Here is an 18888-nt window from a genome sequence, read left to right as displayed (position 1 = left end):
CGGAAATTTAGGCAAAACGGTAATTTCGTAGCCTGCGGCACTCGACTCCAAAAGCTTTGTCAACTGCGGAGCTGCCAGGGCTTCAAGTAATCTACAACCCAATGTGGTTAACGTTTAGCATTCCCTTTGGCAGGGAATCGTATCGTTGCGACGGGAGCCCTGGATTGCGACACGATTCGATGTCTACTCGGGCTGTAGTATTCGAAACAGATCGCCCGGCGACTGCGGATTTCGGGGTCGGCCGCAGTGTGCTGGAACGGTCGATAGCCCAACACTGGCCGCTTCAGGCAAATATTAGCCAATCTGTTGCTACAATACCGATCTGACATGCCACCTCATGCTAACGCAGACTTGTCGCAACGTTATCGCCGCATTGAAGGTGCGGCAAGCGTCTGCGCGGCATTTGCCGTGGGGTGCCGGATGGTACCCGATTTTTGTGACTTTGGTCCCTGGGCTTGGTCTCCGGGCGACCTCACGATGGACGGATGGCCGCCATGTTCGACCGGCTGAAACGTCGCGCAAGCGCGGGTGGTGGCGGGTGTCGGTCGCCATGACTGTGCCTTCCTTGGCGTGCGATCGGGTTGTCGTCACTATGTTGCAAAATTCCAACAAGCTGATATCGGCAACTTAACAGCAATGTAGCAACTTCGCAGCAATATCACTGAGTGCCTGAATGAAGGTATCGGCGGAGGTCGAAATGGACCAATCGAAGAGCGGCAGCGATGACAGTGCGGAATCGTCGAAATCGTTGCAACCCGGCTCATTCGGATCTTCCGGAAACCCGGATTCGGGTAACGGTTCCGACGCGCGCTCCGATGGCACTGGTTCCGCGCGACAGCCGTCATTCGTTCTGCCGCTGACCGCTGCGCAGCGGGGCATCTGGTTTGCCCAGCATCTCGCGGAATCGTCGCCGATCTCCGTGGCCCAATACGTCGAGATCGTCGGCGAGTTGGACACGGAATTGCTTGCCGAGGCCTGCAGAACCGCTGGTCGCGAGTTCGGATCCGGACATCTGCGCCTGGTCGACGTCGATGGCGAGCCAGGTCAGTTCGTCGATGAGGAACACGGAGGTCAGGTGTCGGTCATGGACTTGCGCCGACACGCCGATCCGGTTGCGACCGCGCACCGAATTATGGTTCAGGATTATTCGGCTCCGCTGGACCTGCTGCATGACAAACTCGTGACGAGCATTGTCTTCCAGGTCGGCGCGGACCATTTCCTGTGGTATCAGCGCGCGCACCACATCGCGCTCGACGGATTCGCCGCGGTGACGATGCTGCACCGCATCACCGAGTTGTACAACGCTTGGGTGAAGTCCGAGGAAGCCGCGCCGTGCGCGGCGCAGGACCTAGGGGCCATCGTCGAGCAGGATCTGGCGTACCAGGGTTCGCAGCGTTTCGAGAACGACCGCAGTTACTGGCTGGAGCACCTGGCAGGCGCGCCTCCCGTCGTCAGCCTGGCCGGTCGCGTGGGTAAGCCCACGATTCATCCGGCGCTGGTCAGCGCAGAGCTGCCGGACGCCACCGCGCAGCTGCTGGATAGCGTCGCGCTCGAGCACGGCCCGAGCGCGACTGCGACCATCGTCGCGGCGTTCGCCGCATATCTCGCGCGGATGACCGGAAGCGATGAAGTATTGCTGAGCCTGCCGGTTTCGGGTCGGCACTCTGCCGTGCTGCGCCGTTCCGGGGGGATGGTGGCGAATGTGGTCCCGCTGCGAGTGCGGGTCGCCGGTCGTACCGTCGGGGAACTGATCGCCGCTGTGCAGAGCGAGTTGACGAGTGCGCTTCGGCGGCAGCGCTACCGCCAAGAGGACCTATTCCACGATCTGGGGATCGCGCGCGACGAGGCGGCATCCTTCGGACCGGCCGTGAACCTCATGATGGTCGAGAACGAGGTGGTGCTGGGCGATACAACTGGGCGCCTGCACGTCCTCACCTCAGGCCCTACCGCCGACCTTTTCGTCAATATCTACCCGGGCGCGGGCAAGAGCAGCACACATATCGACTTCCAGGGGAATCCGAATGCCTACAGCCCCGCGGAACTCGCCGGTCACCACCACCGGTTCCTCATGTTTCTGTACGAGTTCCTCGCCCGGGGAGCGGGATCTCCGGTCAGCAGACTGCCGCTGCTCGAAGTAGCGGAACGGTCTGCGCTGCTGCCGGTGCGGGGGCCGAGCGGGGTCGAAACACGGCTGCTTCCAGAGATGCTGAGCGAGAGCGCGCACCGGAATCGACGTGCGTGCGCCGTCGTCTCGGCCGGGCAGACGATGACATATGGCGAGCTCGACACCAGATCCTCCCGGCTGGCCCGGCATCTGATAGCCCTGGGTTGCGGGCCGGACACGGCCGTGGCGATCATGCTGCAACGCTCGGTCGAATCGGTCGTGACGACGTGGGCGGTCGCGAAATGCGGGGCCGCGTTCGTCCAGTTGGCACCCGAGTATCCGGCGAAGCGGATCGACCACATGATCGCCGACAGCGGCGCGATCGTGGCGGTCACGATCGACGCCCTGCGCGGGCGGCTGCCACCGGAGATACACCATGTGGTTCTCGACGATCCCGCGACCGGATGGGAATCCGACGGCGTGGGCGGACCGATTTCCGACGCTGACCGTATCCGACCACTGCGGCCGTCCAACGTGGCCTACCTGACGTATACCTCGGGATCCACCGGGACGCCCAAGGGCGTCCAGGTCACCCACACCGGTCTCGCGAATCTCGTCGCCGACCGCGCCGCCACCTACGGCATCGACACGACATCCCGTGTGTCCTATGCCCTCTCGCCCAGTTTCGACGCCTCCCTGGAACAGTTTCTGACCTGCTTCGCGAACGGGTCCACGCTGGTGATCGCGCCGCCCGAGGTGACCGGTGGTGAGCCGCTCACGCAACTGCTGGCCGACGAGCACGTCACCCACCTGACGTTGACGCCCACGATGCTGGCAACCGTGGACCCGGGTGCGACGAGCGACTTGCGGGTGGTCGTGGTCGGTGGCGACGTATGTCCACCGCACGTCATCGAGCGGTGGACGCATGCGCTGTCCTTGTACAACGAATACGGTCCCACCGAAACCACCGTGACCGCCATCGGCACCATGCTGACACCTGGCAACGCCCACACGGTCGGGGGCCCCATCCGTGGCTTCTCGGCGATGGTGCTGGACCGAACGCTTCAGCCGGTGCCCAAGGGCACCGCGGGCGAGTTGTATCTCGCCGGGCCGGGCTTGGCCCGTGGATACAGCCAGCTGTCGGGGGAAACCGCCGCGCGGTTCGTCGCCGATCCGTACGGCGAGGCCGGCGAGCGGATGTATCGCACCGGTGACCTCGCGCGCTGGACCGGCGATAACGCCGAGATGACGCTGGAATTGCTGGGTCGCAGTGACTTCCAGGTCAAGATCCGGGGATACCGGATCGAACCGGGTGAAATCGACGCCGCGCTCACCACACACGAGGACGTGGATCTGTCGGTCACGGTGCCGGTAGAGAACAATGCCGGCACGACCGTGCTGGCGTCCTATGTCGTTGCGGTCGGCGGCCGTCGGGTCGATCCACTCGAACTCCAGCGCTTCGCCCGCGATTCGCTACCGCCGCATATGGTCCCGGCGGTGATCGTCGCGCTGGACAGCCTCCCGGCGAACGCGTTCGGCAAGCTCGATCGCCGCGCTTTGCCGAAGCCCGAATTCGGGACCGCGCCGGTCGGTCGGGCGCCCGCCACAGCTCGGGAAAAGACGGTCGCAAGGCTGTTCGCCGAGGTGCTCGGCGTGCCTCGGGTCGGCGCCGACGACAGCTTCTTCGCCCTCGGAGGCGACAGCATTCTGTCGATCCGGCTGGTGGCGCGGGCCAAAGCCGAAGGTCTGAGTTTTTCCACCCAGGATGTGTTCGTGCACAAGACCGTCGCGGGCCTGGCGGCCACGGCGAAGGAAGCCGGCGATACCCCCGCGTTGGCCGAGTTGCCCGGTGCCGGCGTAGGGCCGATGCCGTTGTCGCCGATCATGCGCGCGATGCTCGATCGAGGTCATTACGACCGATTCGCGCAGGCCGCGCTCGTACAGCTGCCCGAAGGGGTCGATCGAGCAGGCCTTGTGCGTGCAGTGGGATCGCTGCTGGACCGCCACGATATGTTGCGCGCGGTGCTGCGCGGCGGCGATTCGGTCGATCCGTACCTCGAGGTACTCGATCGGGAAGCGGTCGACCCGGACGTCGTGCTCGTCGATGCTCGGCTCGATCGACGTGACGCCGCCGAAGTCGACCGCCATCTGCAGATGGCCGCGGATCGATTGGACCCGGGCAACGGTGTGCTCATGCAGGCCGTCTGGATTCAGGATCGCAACGGCGCGGGACCCGACCTGATGTGGCTGGTAATCCACCATCTCGCTGTCGACGCGGTGTCGTGGCGTAGCATCCTCGCCGACCTCGCGCAGGCCTGGTCGCAGGTTCGCGACGGCGGCGAACCGAATTTCGGCCCGGTCACCACGTCGTTCCGGCGGTGGGTGCACGGCCTGGTCGAGCAGGCGCCGGGCCGGCGGTCGGCGGAGCTCGGCCGGTGGAAGGACGTACTCGAGCGCGGCGATCAGCTGCTCGGATGGCGCCGTCTGCTCCCGGATCGTGACGTCGGGGCCACGGCGGGCCGAGTACATCAGCGCATTCCGGCCGCGGTTGCCGAGGCGGTTCTCACCACCGTTCCGGACCGCTTCCACTGCGGTGCCAACGATCCGCTGCTCGCGGCTTTGGTCCTGGCACTCGGTGAGTGGCGGCGCAGGCGCGGTACGGCGGCGTCCGCTGGAGAGTTGATCTCGCTGGAGGGACACGGCCGCGAGGAGCGGGCCGTCCCCGGCGCCGATCTCAGCGCCACTGTGGGTTGGTTCACCACACGCTTCCCGATTCGGATCGAATGGCACCACGTCGACCTCGACGATGCGCTGGCCGGTGGCCCGAGTGCGGGACTGGCGATAAAACAGGTCAAGGAGCAGCTGCACGCCGTGCCCGACAACGGCATCGGCTATGACATGCTGCGTTGTCTCGATTCCCAGGGGATTGCCGAGCTCGCGAGCCTGCCCGAACCGCAGATCAGTTTCAACTACCTCGGGCGGGTGGGCGCCGGTGAATATTCGGGGCCCTGGGCGCCCACCGCCGAATTCACCGCACTGACCGCGACCAGCGATCCGGCGATGGCGCTGGCCGCCGTCCTCGATATCAATGCGATCGCCCAGGCCGGGCGCGACGGGCTCGAACTCGACGTGACCTGGGAGTTCGCCTCGCAGGCGCTGGGTGGCGCGGAGGTCGGCGAACTCGCCGGGTTGTGGGCTCGCGCCCTAGGGGCGCTGGCCGAGCACGTCCGATCCGACACCACACCCGGCTTCACCCCATCCGACTTCCCGCTCACCGCGGTATCGCAGGACGATATCGACACATGGCTGCGGGAATACCCGTCGATGACCGATGTGTGGCCACTCACCGCCCTGCAGTCCGGGCTGCTGTTCCACACCATCTACGACCGGGACGGCGACGACGGCTACATCGTGCAGGTGGCGCTGACGTTTGCCGGGCAGGTGGATGTGGACCGGATGCGGCGGGCCGCGCAGATGCTCATCGACCGACACGACAGTCTGCGCACGGCGTTCGTCGAAAGTGCCGATGGGCCGCGCCAGATCGTGTTGCGCGACGCGAGGGTCGATTGGGACGAGTCGAACATCACCGATATCAGCGATGTCGGCAAACAGGCCGAAGCACTTCGGCGACTCGCGACGGCGGCCGCGGCCGCGTTCGACCCGGCCCGCCCGCCGCTGGTGCGTTTCCACCTTGTGCGTACCGGCGGCGATACGTTCCAGTTGCTGGTCACCAACCACCACCTTGTGCTGGACGGCTGGTCGATGCCCCTGCTGGTCCACGAATTGCTCGCTTTGTACACATCCGAGGCCGATCCCGCCGAGCTCGCGGCCCCGCGCTCGTACCGCGAGTATCTGCGGTGGCTACAGGCTCAGGATCGCGACGCCGCCACCGCCGCGTGGCGCAAGATGCTCGCCGGAATCGACGGTCCGACGCGGGTCACGGGGCCGGATCGGACTGTCACCGCGGATGCCGGGGAAGTCGGCCTGAACCTGGACGCCGCGACCACCGCCGCGATTCTCGATCTGAGCCGCTCGCACGGCGTCACCGCCAATACGGTCCTGCAGGTGGCGTGGGCATTGCTGGTGTCCGCCCTGACCGGACGGTCCGACGTGGTGTTCGGCAATACGGTGTCGCACCGCCCGCCGCAGCTCGCGGATATCGAGCGCATGGTCGGGCTCCTGGTCAATACGCTGCCCGTCCGTATCCGGCTCGAACCCGACGAAACCGTCGGTGACCTGCTCGTGCGCGTGCAATCCGAGCAGGCCGCGATGCTGGATCACCAGCACATCGGCTTGGCGGAGCTGCAACGGGCCACCGGTATCACCGATATGTTCGACACCGCGACGGTACTCGAGTCCTATCCGCTGGACCGGGAACTGTTGGCACGCAATCTCGCCGACGCCGGATTGCGGCTCGTCGAGATCGACGCACACGATGCCACGCCGTATCCGTTGAGTTTGCAAGTGACCCCGCCGCGGTCGAGTCGCGACGAACGTCCGGATGCCGACGTACCCGGCACCTATACGGTGACACTGAAATTCGCCACCGACCGATTCGAATCGGATGCTGCCCACACATTGCTCGACCGGTTCGAGTTGCTGCTCACACAGATCGTCACCGATCCCGCACGGAAGGTCGCCGCGATCTCCTCCTGCCGGGATGCCGAACGCGCGGAACTGCTTTCGATCGGCGGCACGCAGCCGGCCGCGGAGCTCGTGTTGCGCGACATTCTGTGGGGGACCGCGCGCAGCTATCCGGATGCCGTGGCCGTTCGATGCGGTGACATCACCTGGACCTATCGTGAGCTGGAGCGTCGCGCCGACGCGTTCGCTCGCCTGCTGGCCGAGCACGGTGCTCGCGCCGAGTCGATCGTCGCGGTGACCGTTCCTCGTTCGGCCGAACTGGTCGTCGCGATCTGGGCGGTGGCGAAAACAGGTGCGGCTTTCCTGCCGTTGGATCCCGACAATCCCGCCGCGCGCATCGAGGAGTTGTTGTCCGACTCGCGGACCGGTCTCGGCGTGACGACGAGCGCTGTGGCACAGCGGCTTCCGGATACCGTCGACTGGTTGCTGCTGGACGCTTCGGCTTCGCAGGCTCATGATGGTCCACCTCGTCCGGCCGGGGCCGATCGGCTCTCGGCCGACAATGCGGCGTATGTGATCTATACGTCCGGATCGACCGGCAAACCGAAGGCGGTCCACCTCAGCCATCGCGGTCTGGCGGACCTGGTGGCGGCGCAGGTCGAGGCCTTCGGCGTGCGCCCGGATGCGCTGGTATTGCAGGTCGCGTCGCCGGGATTCGACGCCTGCCTGTCGGAGTTGCTGTTGGCGCATGGCAGTGGCGCCTGTCTGGTGGTGGCGCCGCCGGAAGTGTATGCCGGCGCCGACCTCGAGGAATTGCTTCGGTCGCAGCAGGTTTCGCATGCGATCCTCACCCCGTCCGTGCTGAATACGATGGCTCCGTCCCGGATACCGTCGCTGACATCGCTGGCGGTCGTCGGCGAAGCGACCGGGCCGGACACGGTGCACCGGTGGGGGCACGGACGACGGCTGATGAATCATTACGGACCGACCGAGTGCACGATCTGGGCGACGGGGTCGGATGCCCTCGTACCCGGCGCGCCGCTGACGATCGGTGGCCCGATCCGCGGTACGTCCGCGATGGTGCTCGACACGTGGCTGCGACCGGTGCCGGTCGGTGTCGCGGGCGAACTCTATATCGGCGGGCCCGGAGTCGCGCGCGGGTATGTCGATCGACCGGGCATGACCGCGGCGCGCTTCGTCGCGGATCCGCGATCCACCCGTGGCGAGCGGATCTACCGCACCGGCGATTCCGTGCGCTGGGTACGCGGATCCGCCGGGTTGGCACTGGAATACCTGGGCCGCTGCGATCAGCAGATCAAGATTCACGGCCTGCGGATCGAGCCGGGGGAAATCGATGCCTACGTGGCCCGGCACCCGGATGTGGCGAGCGTCGCGACAGTTGCGGTGCAAGGGCCTGCCGGCGAACCGGTTCTGGTGTCCTATGTCGTTTGCGCGCCGGGCGCTGCCGTGGACGTTGCGGCACTCGGCGACGACCTCGCGGACCGGCTACCCCGCTATATGAATCCCGCGGCGATCGTGCGGCTCGATGAGATGCCGCGCACGCCTACGGGCAAGATCGATCGGAAAGCCTTGTGCGAGCGCGTTTTCGAGTCGCACGCCGCTGCGGCCGGCAGGCCGCCGCAGACGCATACCGAGCAGGTCGTGGCGCAGCTGTTCGCCGATGTGCTCCATCTCGACACGGTGTCCGCCGACAGCAACTTCTTCGCACTCGGTGGGGACAGCATCGTCTCGATGCGGCTGGTGGCGCTGGCGAGATCCGCCGGGCTCACGTTCACGCCGCGAGATGTGTTCGAAGGCAAGACGGTTGCCGCCCTCGCCGCACTGGCGGAGCGCGATGCGGCTGCGGTGACCATCGAGGAACCCCCGCGAGATCGCACCTCGGATTATCCGCTCATCGCGTTGACAGAACAGGACATCGATCGGCTCGAACGGCAGTACCGCGGCCTGTCCGACATTTGGCCGTTGTCGCCCATGCAATCCGGGATGCACTTCGACTCGACGTTCGACCCGGATGCCGGGGACAACTACACCGTCCAGACGATGATCGGATTCTCCGGCGAGGTAGACGGTAAGCGCCTGCGACGTGCCGCCCAGGCCGTGGTCGACCGCCACGATATCCTGCGGGCCGCATTTGTGGAGACGGCGGCAGGGCCGTGCCAGATCGTGCTGGACCATGCCGAAATCCCGTTCCGGGAGATCGATCTCGCCGATAGCGGCGATGCGGAATCCGGCCCGGAAGCGATTGCCGCGGCGGACGCGGCGTCGGGTTTCGACCTGTCGGCTCCACCGCTGCTGCGCTTGACGCTGATCCGTCTCGATGCGAGTTCCTACCGTCTGCTCGTCACGAATCACCATGTGATTCTGGATGGCTGGTCGATGCCGCTGCTGATGCGAGAACTGCTCGACTACTACGGATCGCCCGCGCATATCGACTCCGCCGGACCCGCCCCCTCCTACCGCGACTACTTGTCCTGGCTGGGTCGGCAGGACGGCGCCGCGTCCAAAGCGGCTTGGGCACAAGCCTTTTCGGATGTCGATGCGCCCACCCGGGTGTCCCGCGAGGCCGCCGCGACGGGTTCGATATCCGCCGCCGAGGTCACGGCCGAACTCACGGCGGATCGTTTCGCAGAACTCCGTCGAGTGGCTGCGGAGACGGCCGTCACCATCAATACGGCGGTCGCCGCGGCCTGGGCCTTGAATCTGCGCGTATCGACCGGTGCGACCGATGTGATCTTCGGCGCTGCGGTGTCGGGCCGGCCCCCGGAGTTGCCGCTGGTCGATCAGACGCTCGGCATGTTCCTGACTACGGTTCCGGTGCGAGTCCCGCTCGAACCCACGATGACGGTGCGCGCGTTGCTGACCGACATTCAGGCGCGGCACGCGCGCATGCTGGAGCATCACCATATCGGCCTACCCGAGATTCACCGCAGCGTCGGCCTGCCCGAACTCTTCGACACCGTGCTCACCTTCCAGTCGTTCCCTGTCGACCGCGCGGCGCTGCAGGGACTCGTCGATTCGGCGGGCCTACGGGTGGACGAACTCAGCGGCGTGGACGCGACGCCGTACCCGCTGAGCCTGGTCGTGGAACCGAAGCCGTCCGAAGACGGTGAGACACAGGGGCTGCGGATCATCCTCCGATTTCACGAGAGCGCATTCGACACCGCCGCGGCGCGCCGCATCCTCGACCGTTTCGTCGAGTTGCTGCGCCGGATCGCCGCGAACGCGGACGTGCGACTGGGCGAGCTGCCACTCGACGAGGAACCGGGGCCGTTGTGGCCGGCTTCGGATCCGGCGGTCGCGATTGCGGACACGTTGGATCGCATGCTCGCCGCTTCCGCTGCCGCCGAACTCGACGCGATCGCCGTCCGGTGCGGCACGGCCACCATGACCTACCGGCAGCTCGACGAGCGCTCCGCACGTCTGGCTCGGGTCCTGTTGCGGCACGGCGCCCAGCGGGGACAGGTCGTCGCCTGTGTGCTTCCGCGATCCCTTGCGGCGACGGTGGCACTGTGGGCCGTGACCAGAACCGGCGCCGCCTTCCTGCCGATTGATCCGGCCCTGCCGTCGGACCGCATCGAATTCCTGTTGTCGGATTCGAAAACCATCCTCGGGCTCACCGATACGTCCACCAGGAAGCACCTTCCGGATGGCGCCGACTATCTGATCCTCGACGCGGAGCAGACGCTCGGCGCCCTGGACTCGCTCCCGAGCGCGCCGATCACCGACGCCGAACGCGGCGGGCCGATTCGGCGGGATCAGACCGCGTACGTGAGTTACACCTCCGGGTCGACCGGAACGCCCAAGGGCGTTTTCGTCAGCCACCGCGGTTTGGTCGATATCGTCGCGGCGCAGCGGCGAATACTCGGCGTCGACCCGACATCGGTGGTGCTGCAAGTCGCCTCGCCCAGCTTCGACGCCTCGGTATTCGAGCTGTTGATGGCGCACGGCTCGGGCGGTCGGCTCGTCGTCTCGCCTGCTGATGTCTACGCCGGCCCCGAGCTGGCGAATCTGATCCGGCGAGAAGGTATTACGCATGCCATAGTGACCCCGTCGGCGCTGGCGACAGTCCCGTGCGACGGTCTCGACCGGCTGCGCGTGCTGGCAGCAGCCGGTGAGCCGGTCGGCCCGGAGTTGGTCGAGCGGTGGGCGCCGCATCGCGCCATGGTCAATGTCTACGGGCCGACGGAATGCACTATCTGGGCTACCTCCGGCGACGCTCTGGCGCCGGGTGCCGCCATCACGATCGGCAGGCCGGTCGGACCGGTCGCGGCCGTGGTCCTGGATACCTGGTTGCGGCCCGTGCCGACCGGTGTCGCGGGTGAGCTGTACCTGTTCGGACCCGGCGTGGCCCATGGGTACGTCGGCAGGATGGCGTTGACTGCGGCGCGGTTCGTCGCATGCCCGTTCGGTGAGCCGGGACAGCGCATGTACGCGACCGGTGACGTGGTGCGTCGCACCGTTGATGGTGAGCTGGAGTTCTTGGGGCGCAACGATTTTCAGGTGAAGGTGCGCGGTACCAGGATTGAGCTGGGGGAGATCGACGCGGTGCTGGGCGCGCGTGCGGATGTGGCATACGCCGTCACCGTGCCGCGCAGCGCCGCGGGGCGAGCGGTGCTGCTGGTGTCCTATGTCGTGCCCGCGACCGGGGCTGAGGTATCGGCCGAGGATGTGCGTGCGGCGCTGGCCGAGGCGTTGCCCCGGTACATGGTCCCGTCCGCGGTGGTGGTGCTGGACGAGGTGCCGCTGACCGCCAACGGGAAGTTGGATCGTGAGCGGCTGCCCGAACCGGTCGCCGTCGCCCGCGAATTCCGGGTGCCGGCGCCGGGATTGGAAGAGTTGATCGCGCGGACATTCGAGCAGGTACTCGACGTGGACCGGGTGGGAGTCGACGACGACTTCTTCGCGCTGGGCGGCGATTCGCTGAGCGCCTCGCTGGTGGTGGCGCGCATAGGTGCGGCCATGGACGTGCACGTGCCGGTGCGATCGGTATTCGAGGCGCCGACGGTCGGCGAATTGGCCACGCTCGCAGGCACACTCAGCGGTGGAGGCCGGCTGCCCCTGCTGGCCGGAGTGCGCCCCGACCCCGTGCCGCTGTCACTGGCACAGCAGCGGATGTGGCTGCTGAACCGGTTCGAACCGGACTCTGCGGCATACAACATTCCGGTGATGCTGCGGCTGTCGGGACGGCTGGACACCGGGGCGCTGGCGGCCGCGCTCGCGGATGTGATGGCACGTCATGAGGTACTGCGAACGATATATCCGGAAGTCTCCGGTGCGCCGCGGCAGGTAGTTCTCGACGAGCCCGCGGTACCGGTGGAACCGGTGCGAGTGCCGGTGGATTCGGTCCCGGAAGTGGTGAGCGAGTTCGTGCGGCGCGGATTCGATGTGACGGCCGCAGTGCCGATGCGAGTGGGACTGTTCGAGCTCGACGGTGACACAGGAGAATTCCTGCTGGTGCTGGTGCTGCATCACATCGCAGGCGACGGTCAGTCGATGGGGCCGCTGGCCCGTGACGTGATGGCCGCGTATGCCGCGCGACTGGCAGGGCACGCGCCGGACTGGGTGCCGCTCGCCGTGCAGTACGCGGATTTCGCGTGGTGGCAACGGCAGATGCTGGGGACCGAGGACGATCAGGCGTCGTTGATGTCCACGCAGCTGGAGTTCTGGCGCTCGACGCTCGCGGGCGCACCGGACCGGCTGGAACTGCCGGTGGACCGAGCACGCCCGACCGTCGCGTCACTGTCGGGAAGCCGGGTTCCGGTGGAGATCGATGCCAGGCTGCACGAGCGGTTGCTCGCGCTGGGACGGACGCGCGGGTCGTCGCTGTTCATGGTGATACATGCCGCGCTGGCAACGGTATTGGGCCGTCTCGGCGGCAGCGATGATGTAGTGATCGGCACCCCGGTCGCGGGGCGCGGCGAGCCCGCTCTGGACGATCTGGTGGGGATGTTCGTGAACACCCTCGCATTGCGGACCCGGGTGGATCCGAGTGAACCGTTCGCCGAGTTGCTGATGCGCACTCGCGAGACGGACCTGCTTGCGTTCGAGCACGCGGACGTGCCGTTCGAGCGGGTCGTGGAGGCGTTGAGCCCGGAACGATCGGCGGCACGGCATCCGTTGTTCCAGGTGGCCCTGGCGTTCCAGAACCTGTCGACGGTCGATATCGCACTGCCCGATGTCCGGGTCACCCGAGCGGATGTGGATACCGGGGCGACCCAGTTCGACCTGCAACTGGTGCTGTCCGATTCGTCCGGCAATGCCGGTGTGGTGCAGGGCATCTCGGGAACGATGACCTATGCGCGGGATCTGTTCGACGAGGCGACCGCGGCGGCGATCGTCCGACGGCTGGTGCGGGTATTGGAAGCCGTCGCCGATGATCCGGCCGTGGTGATCGGGGATATCGACTGGCTGGAGGCCGACGAGCGCTCGGCGCTCACGTCGCGGGTGGGGGCGCACACCGTGGCGGTGCCGGAGTCGTCCGGATTGCTGCCGGAGGTGTTCGGCTCGGCCGTCCGGGACAACGGCGACGGACTCGCCGTCATCGCGGGGGATGCCACGTTGTCATATGCACAGCTGGACGAGCGGTCGAGCCGACTGGCGCGGTCACTGATCCGCAGCGGCGCTGGACCGGAGCGTCCGGTGCTGGTGGCGGCAGCGCGGTCGATGGAGTCCGTGGTTGCGTGGTGGGCGGTGGTCGCGGCGGGGGCGGCATACGTGCCCGTGGATCCCGGCTATCCCGCGGCCCGGATCGAACAGATGGTGTCGGATTCCGGCGCGACGCTGGGGGTTACGGTGTCATCGGTGCGTGCCCAGCTGCCCGATTCGGTGCACTGGATCGTGCTCGACGACCCGGCCGACGCCGCGCGGATCGATGCGTCGGCGAGCGGCCCGATCAACGATGACGAGCGGACGCGGCCGCTGCGGGCCGCGGATATCGCCTACGTGGTATTCACCTCCGGATCCACCGGAGTGCCGAAGGGCGTCGCCATCACCCATTCCGGCATTGCCGATTTCATCTCGTGGTGGCGCGCCGACCCCGAGTTCCGGTACCCGTCCAGGGTGTTGCATTTCGCGTCACCGTCGTTCGACGCCGCACTGATGGAGATCCTGATCGCGGTCAGCCGGGCCGCTGCCCTGGTCGTGGCGCCGACGGGGATCTACGGCGGTGGTGAGCTGGCCGAGCTGCTGCGCGTGCAGCGGATCACCCACGCTTTCCTTACCCCGGCCGCGCTCGCGTCGGTGGATCCGGCTGGGCTCGACGACTTGCGGCTGGTGATGTCCGGTGGTGAGGAGGTCCCGGCGGATCTGGTGAGCCGCTGGGCGGGCACCGACATCGCTGGCGTCCGGAAGTTCCAGGTGCTGTACGGGCCGACCGAGGCCACGATCGTCGCCACGGCGACCGGTGCGCTGCGACGGGATGAGCGGCCGACGATCGGTGCCCCGGTGCCGGGAATACAGGCGCTGGTCCTGGATACCCGATTGCAGCCGGTGCCGGTAGGGGTGGCCGGAGAGCTGTATGTGGCGGGCCCGGCGCTGGCGCGCGGATACCTGAACATGGCGGCGACGAATGCGGCGCGGTTCGTGGCGCACCCGTTCGGGGAACCGGGACGTCGCATGTACCGCACGGGTGATGTGGTGCGCTGGAACGCCGCCGGTGCCCTCGAATTCTTGGGGCGCAACGATTTCCAGGTGAAGATCCGTGGTTACCGGGTCGAGCTGGGCGAAATCGACGCGGTGCTGAGCGCGCGAACGGATGTGGCATACGCGATCACCTTGGCGCGGCGGGAAGATACCGGTCCGGTGATATTGGTGTCTTACGCGGTGCCCGAAACCGGGGCGAGTCTGTCGGGCGAACGACTGCGGGCAGCGTTGGCCGAAGTGCTGCCGTCGTACCTGGTGCCGGCCGCGGTGATGATCCTGGACGCGATCCCCTTGTCGCCGAACGGAAAGCTCGACCGCGCGGCCCTGCCCGCACCCGTCGTCCAGGCCAAGCGGTTCCGGGCCCCGGTGTCGCCGGTGGAGGAGATAGTGGCCGGCGTATTCGCCGACGTCCTGGGCATCGATGGTCCGGTCGGCGCCGACGACGACTTCTTCGAACTGGGCGGCAACAGCCTGGTGGCCACCCGTGTCGCCGCCCGGATCGGCGCCGCGCTCGACGCGACCATTCCGGCGTCGATGATTTTCGAGGCTCCGACGGTCGCACGGTTGGCCGCGCGCGCCGAATCCCGAGCTGACACCGGGCGGGTGGCGCTGACCGCACAGCAACGGCCACAGCGAATTCCGCTGTCGTACGCACAGCAACGAATGTGGTTCCTGAACCAGCTCGAACCCGGCTCGACCGCCTACAGCATTCCAATCCTGCTGCGGCTGTCCGGACAGCTGAACCTCGACGCGCTGCGCGCGGCCGTCGAGGACGTGCTGAACCGGCACGAGGTACTGCGGACCATATACCCGTACACCGAGGGCGAGCCGTCGCAGGTTGTTGTTCCTGCCGCCGAGGTGATCGCGCCGGTGACCGTGACCTCGATCGCGGAATCGGAACTGGCCGAGTCGCTGTCGGCGTTCATCTCCACGGTGTTCGATGTGACGGTCGAGGCGCCGGTGCGGGTGCGGTTGTTCGAGCTCGGTCCGAACCAGTGGGTCCTGGCCGTGGTGGTGCACCACATTTCCTGCGACGGGTCGTCGCTGGGCCCGCTGGCCCGGGACATGATGACCGCGTACGCGGCACACCTGCTCGCGCAGACACCGAGCCGGCCGCCGCTGCCGGTGCAATACGCCGACTACGCGATCTGGCAGCGGACGGTGCTGGGAACCGAGGACGATCCAGAATCGCTACTACGCGCCCAGATCGACTACTGGACACTCGAATTGGCGGAACTCCCGGTTTTGCTGGAGCTGCCGACCGACCGACCGCGTCCGCCCATACAGACCTATGCGGGCGCGAGCGTGCCGATAACTGTCGGTGCCGATCTGCATGCGGGATTGCAGCAGATCGCGCGAGCGCACAACACGACCCTTTTCATGGTCTTCCACGCCGCGCTGGCGGCCACCCTGGCCCGGCTGGCCGGTACCGACGATATCGCGATCGGCAGTCCATATGCTGGACGTGGCGAGCCCGAACTCGACGATCTGGTCGGCATGTTCGTCAACACCCTGGTGCTGCGGACCCGGTTGACCCCGGGAATGACGTTCACCCAGTTGCTCGAGCAGGTGCGCGGGACCGATCTGGCCGCGTTCGGGCACGCCGACGTTCCGTTCGAACGGCTGGTGCAGGAGTTGAACCCGGTGCGGTCGCACGCCCACCATCCACTGTTCCAGGTGATGCTGGCATTCCAGAATGTCGGCAGCGCCCAGTTCGAACTGCCGGGGCTCTCGGCGTCGGCCATGACCGCCGATACCGACACCGCACTGTTCGATCTGCTGATCACGGTGTCGGATTCCTACGACGCCACCGGTGCCCCGGCCGGCATCAGCGGCGCGGTGACCTACGCGAGCGACCTCTTCGACGCGACGACGGTGACCACGATCGTCGATCGCTTGCTGCGGTTGCTCGGCGCACTGGTCACCGATGCGGAACAACCGGTGTACGCGGTTGATCTACTCAGCGCCGCTGAACGGGAAGCCGTTCTGACGCAGTGGAATTCGACCGATCGCGCGCTCCCGCCCGGTGAGACGCTCGCGTCGGTCTTCGCCGACTCCGTGCGGGCCTACGCGGACCGGACTGCGGTGACTTTCGGCGAACAGTCGTTGACCTATGCGGAATTCGCGTCTCGCGTATCCCGGTTGGCGCGGTGGTTGATCTCCCGTGGCGTGGGTCCGGAGTCGTTGGTGGCGCTGCGGATGCGGCGTTCACTGGACCAGATCACCGCCATGTACGCGGTGCACGCCGCCGGCGGTGGGTACGTGCCGGTCGATCCGGACCTTCCGGCCGACCGTATCGCGTACATGATGTCGATCGCCGCACCGGTGCTGGAGCTGTCGTCCCTCGATGGGCTCGAGTTGTCCGGATTCGATGACGCACCGGTCACCGACGCCGATCGGCTCGCACCGCTGCGACCGCACAACCTCGCGTATCTGCTCTTCACTTCGGGGTCGACCGGTCGACCGAAAGGTGTTGCGATATCGCATTGTTCGGTGGTGAACCAGGTGCGGTGGGTCAACGATTCCTACGCACTGATGCCCGATGACGTGGTGCTGCAGAAGTCTCCGGCCACGTTCGATATGTCGGTGTGGGAGCTGTTCGCGACACTGGCGATGGGGGCGAAGCTGGTGATCACGCGAGCCGACGGGCATACCGACCCGGCCTATATCGCCGAAACCATTGCCACCCAGGGGGTCACGATCACCGCGTTCGTGCCGTCGATGTTGGCGGTATTCGCGGACGCGGTACCGGCGCGGTCCCTGGCATCGGTGCGGACGCTGCTGGTCGGCGGTGAGGCATTCGGCCCCGAGGTGGTGGACGCGGCGCGGCGAACCGTGCCCGGGGTCGAGTTGCACAATCTGTACGGGCCGACCGAGTTCACGGTGTGCGCGACCGCGCATCGGGTCACCGAAGCCGACAGCGGGAGCATGCCGATGGGCACACCGGTATGGAATGCGCGGGCGTATGTCCTGGACAACCGATTGAATCCGGTGCCGCCCGGTGTTGCGGGGGAGCTGTACTTGGCGGGCGCCCAGCTCGCGCGCGGCTATCAGTCACGTCCGGGGCTCACCGCGGAACGGTTCTTGTCCGACCCGTACGGTGCCGGCGGGCGCATGTACCGCACCGGCGACTTGGTGCGCTGGCGCCACACCGGCGAATTGGAATACCTGGGCCGCACCGATTTCCAGGTGAAACTGCGCGGCCTGCGTATCGAACTCGGTGAAATCGAGGCGGTACTCGCCGAGCACCCCAGCGTCGCCAGGGCGATCGCCGTGGTGCGCTCCACCGGTGCGGTCGACCACCTCGTCGGCTACCTGGTGCCCTCCGCGGGCGCCACGGTCGACACTGCGGCGGTCTTGGCGCACGCGGCAACCCAACTGCCCGACTACATGGTGCCCACCACGGTGATGGTGCTCGACACGGTGCCCCTCACCGCGTCGGGCAAGCTGGACCGCCCCCGGCTACCGGAGCCGGAGCTCGCGGTAGGGAAATTCCGGCAACCCGCGTCGTGGCTGGAAGGGGAGGTCGCGCGGGCCTTCGGAACAGTACTCGGCGTAGATCGGGTGGGCGCCGACGACGACTTCTACGCATTGGGTGGTAATTCGCTGAAGTCGGTGCAAGTGGTGAGCGAGTTGCGCAAGGAACTCGACTACGAGGTGCCGATCAGCTGGATGCTGTCGGATCCCTGCCCGGCCGACCTGGCAAAGCGGATCGAATCCGGGATGCGCTCGGGTCCTGCCGTCGACCGCACCGATTACGGTTTCGACGTACTGCTGCCGATCCGGACCGGCGGTGCGCGGCCACCACTGTTCTGTATCCACCCGGCGGTGGGCCTGTCGTGGTGTTACCGCACACTCGACCGGTACCTCGCCGACGGTCGACCGATCTATGGCCTGCAGGCGCCGCAAATCGGCGGTGAGGTGCCCGGCCCGACGTCGATCGAAGAAATGGCCGAACGCTATTTCGACGAGATTCGCGTGGTTCAGCCGCACGGCCCCTATCACCTGCTCGGCTGGTCGCTGGGTGGTGCGATCGCCCATGCCATTGCCGTCGCGATGCGCGCCGCCGGTGAACAGGTCGCGCTACTGGCCTTGTTGGATGCCGAGGTGGGCGGTGTCGACGAGTCGATGCTCTCCGCCGTCACGGCCGGAGAACTGATCAGCAATCTCGGCCCGGTGATGGGTGTCGATTTCGTGAATCCCGATGCGACCGCCGAGGAGGCCGCCGATCTGATCGAACAGCACCTGGGGCAGAGCCTCGGTATCGACGCGGCAAAAATCGAGCGCCTGACCGATGCGTACAACGTGGCGGTGCGGGCAGCCGGCGCGTGGCGGCCCGCGGTCTTGGACAGCGACATGCTCTACTTCACCGCGACACGGGAAAGGCGATCCGATGCCACGGGTCATGAGGGATGGCAGCAGGTGGTCCGCGGGCAGATTTCGATTTTCGACATCGATGCGACCCACCTGGCGATGACCGAACCGGGTGCGGTTGCCCAAATCGCCAGGATTCTCAACGCACGATTGGCACGATGACC

At 66.8% G+C, this 18888-nt stretch carries 1 protein-coding gene; it reads left to right on the top strand.

Features of this window, described 5'->3' with window-relative positions; all coding sequences use genetic code 11:
- Nucleotides 1-697 precede the first annotated feature (697 nt).
- Entirely contained in the window at nucleotides 698-18886 is an 18189-nt protein-coding gene (locus ACW2Q0_RS09015; RefSeq protein WP_457188121.1) for an amino acid adenylation domain-containing protein, read from the top strand.
- Nucleotides 18887-18888: the final 2 nt, after the last annotated feature.

This window comes from Nocardia citri (genome assembly GCF_054065835.1).
This window is presented reverse-complemented; position numbering and strand designations above follow the sequence as displayed.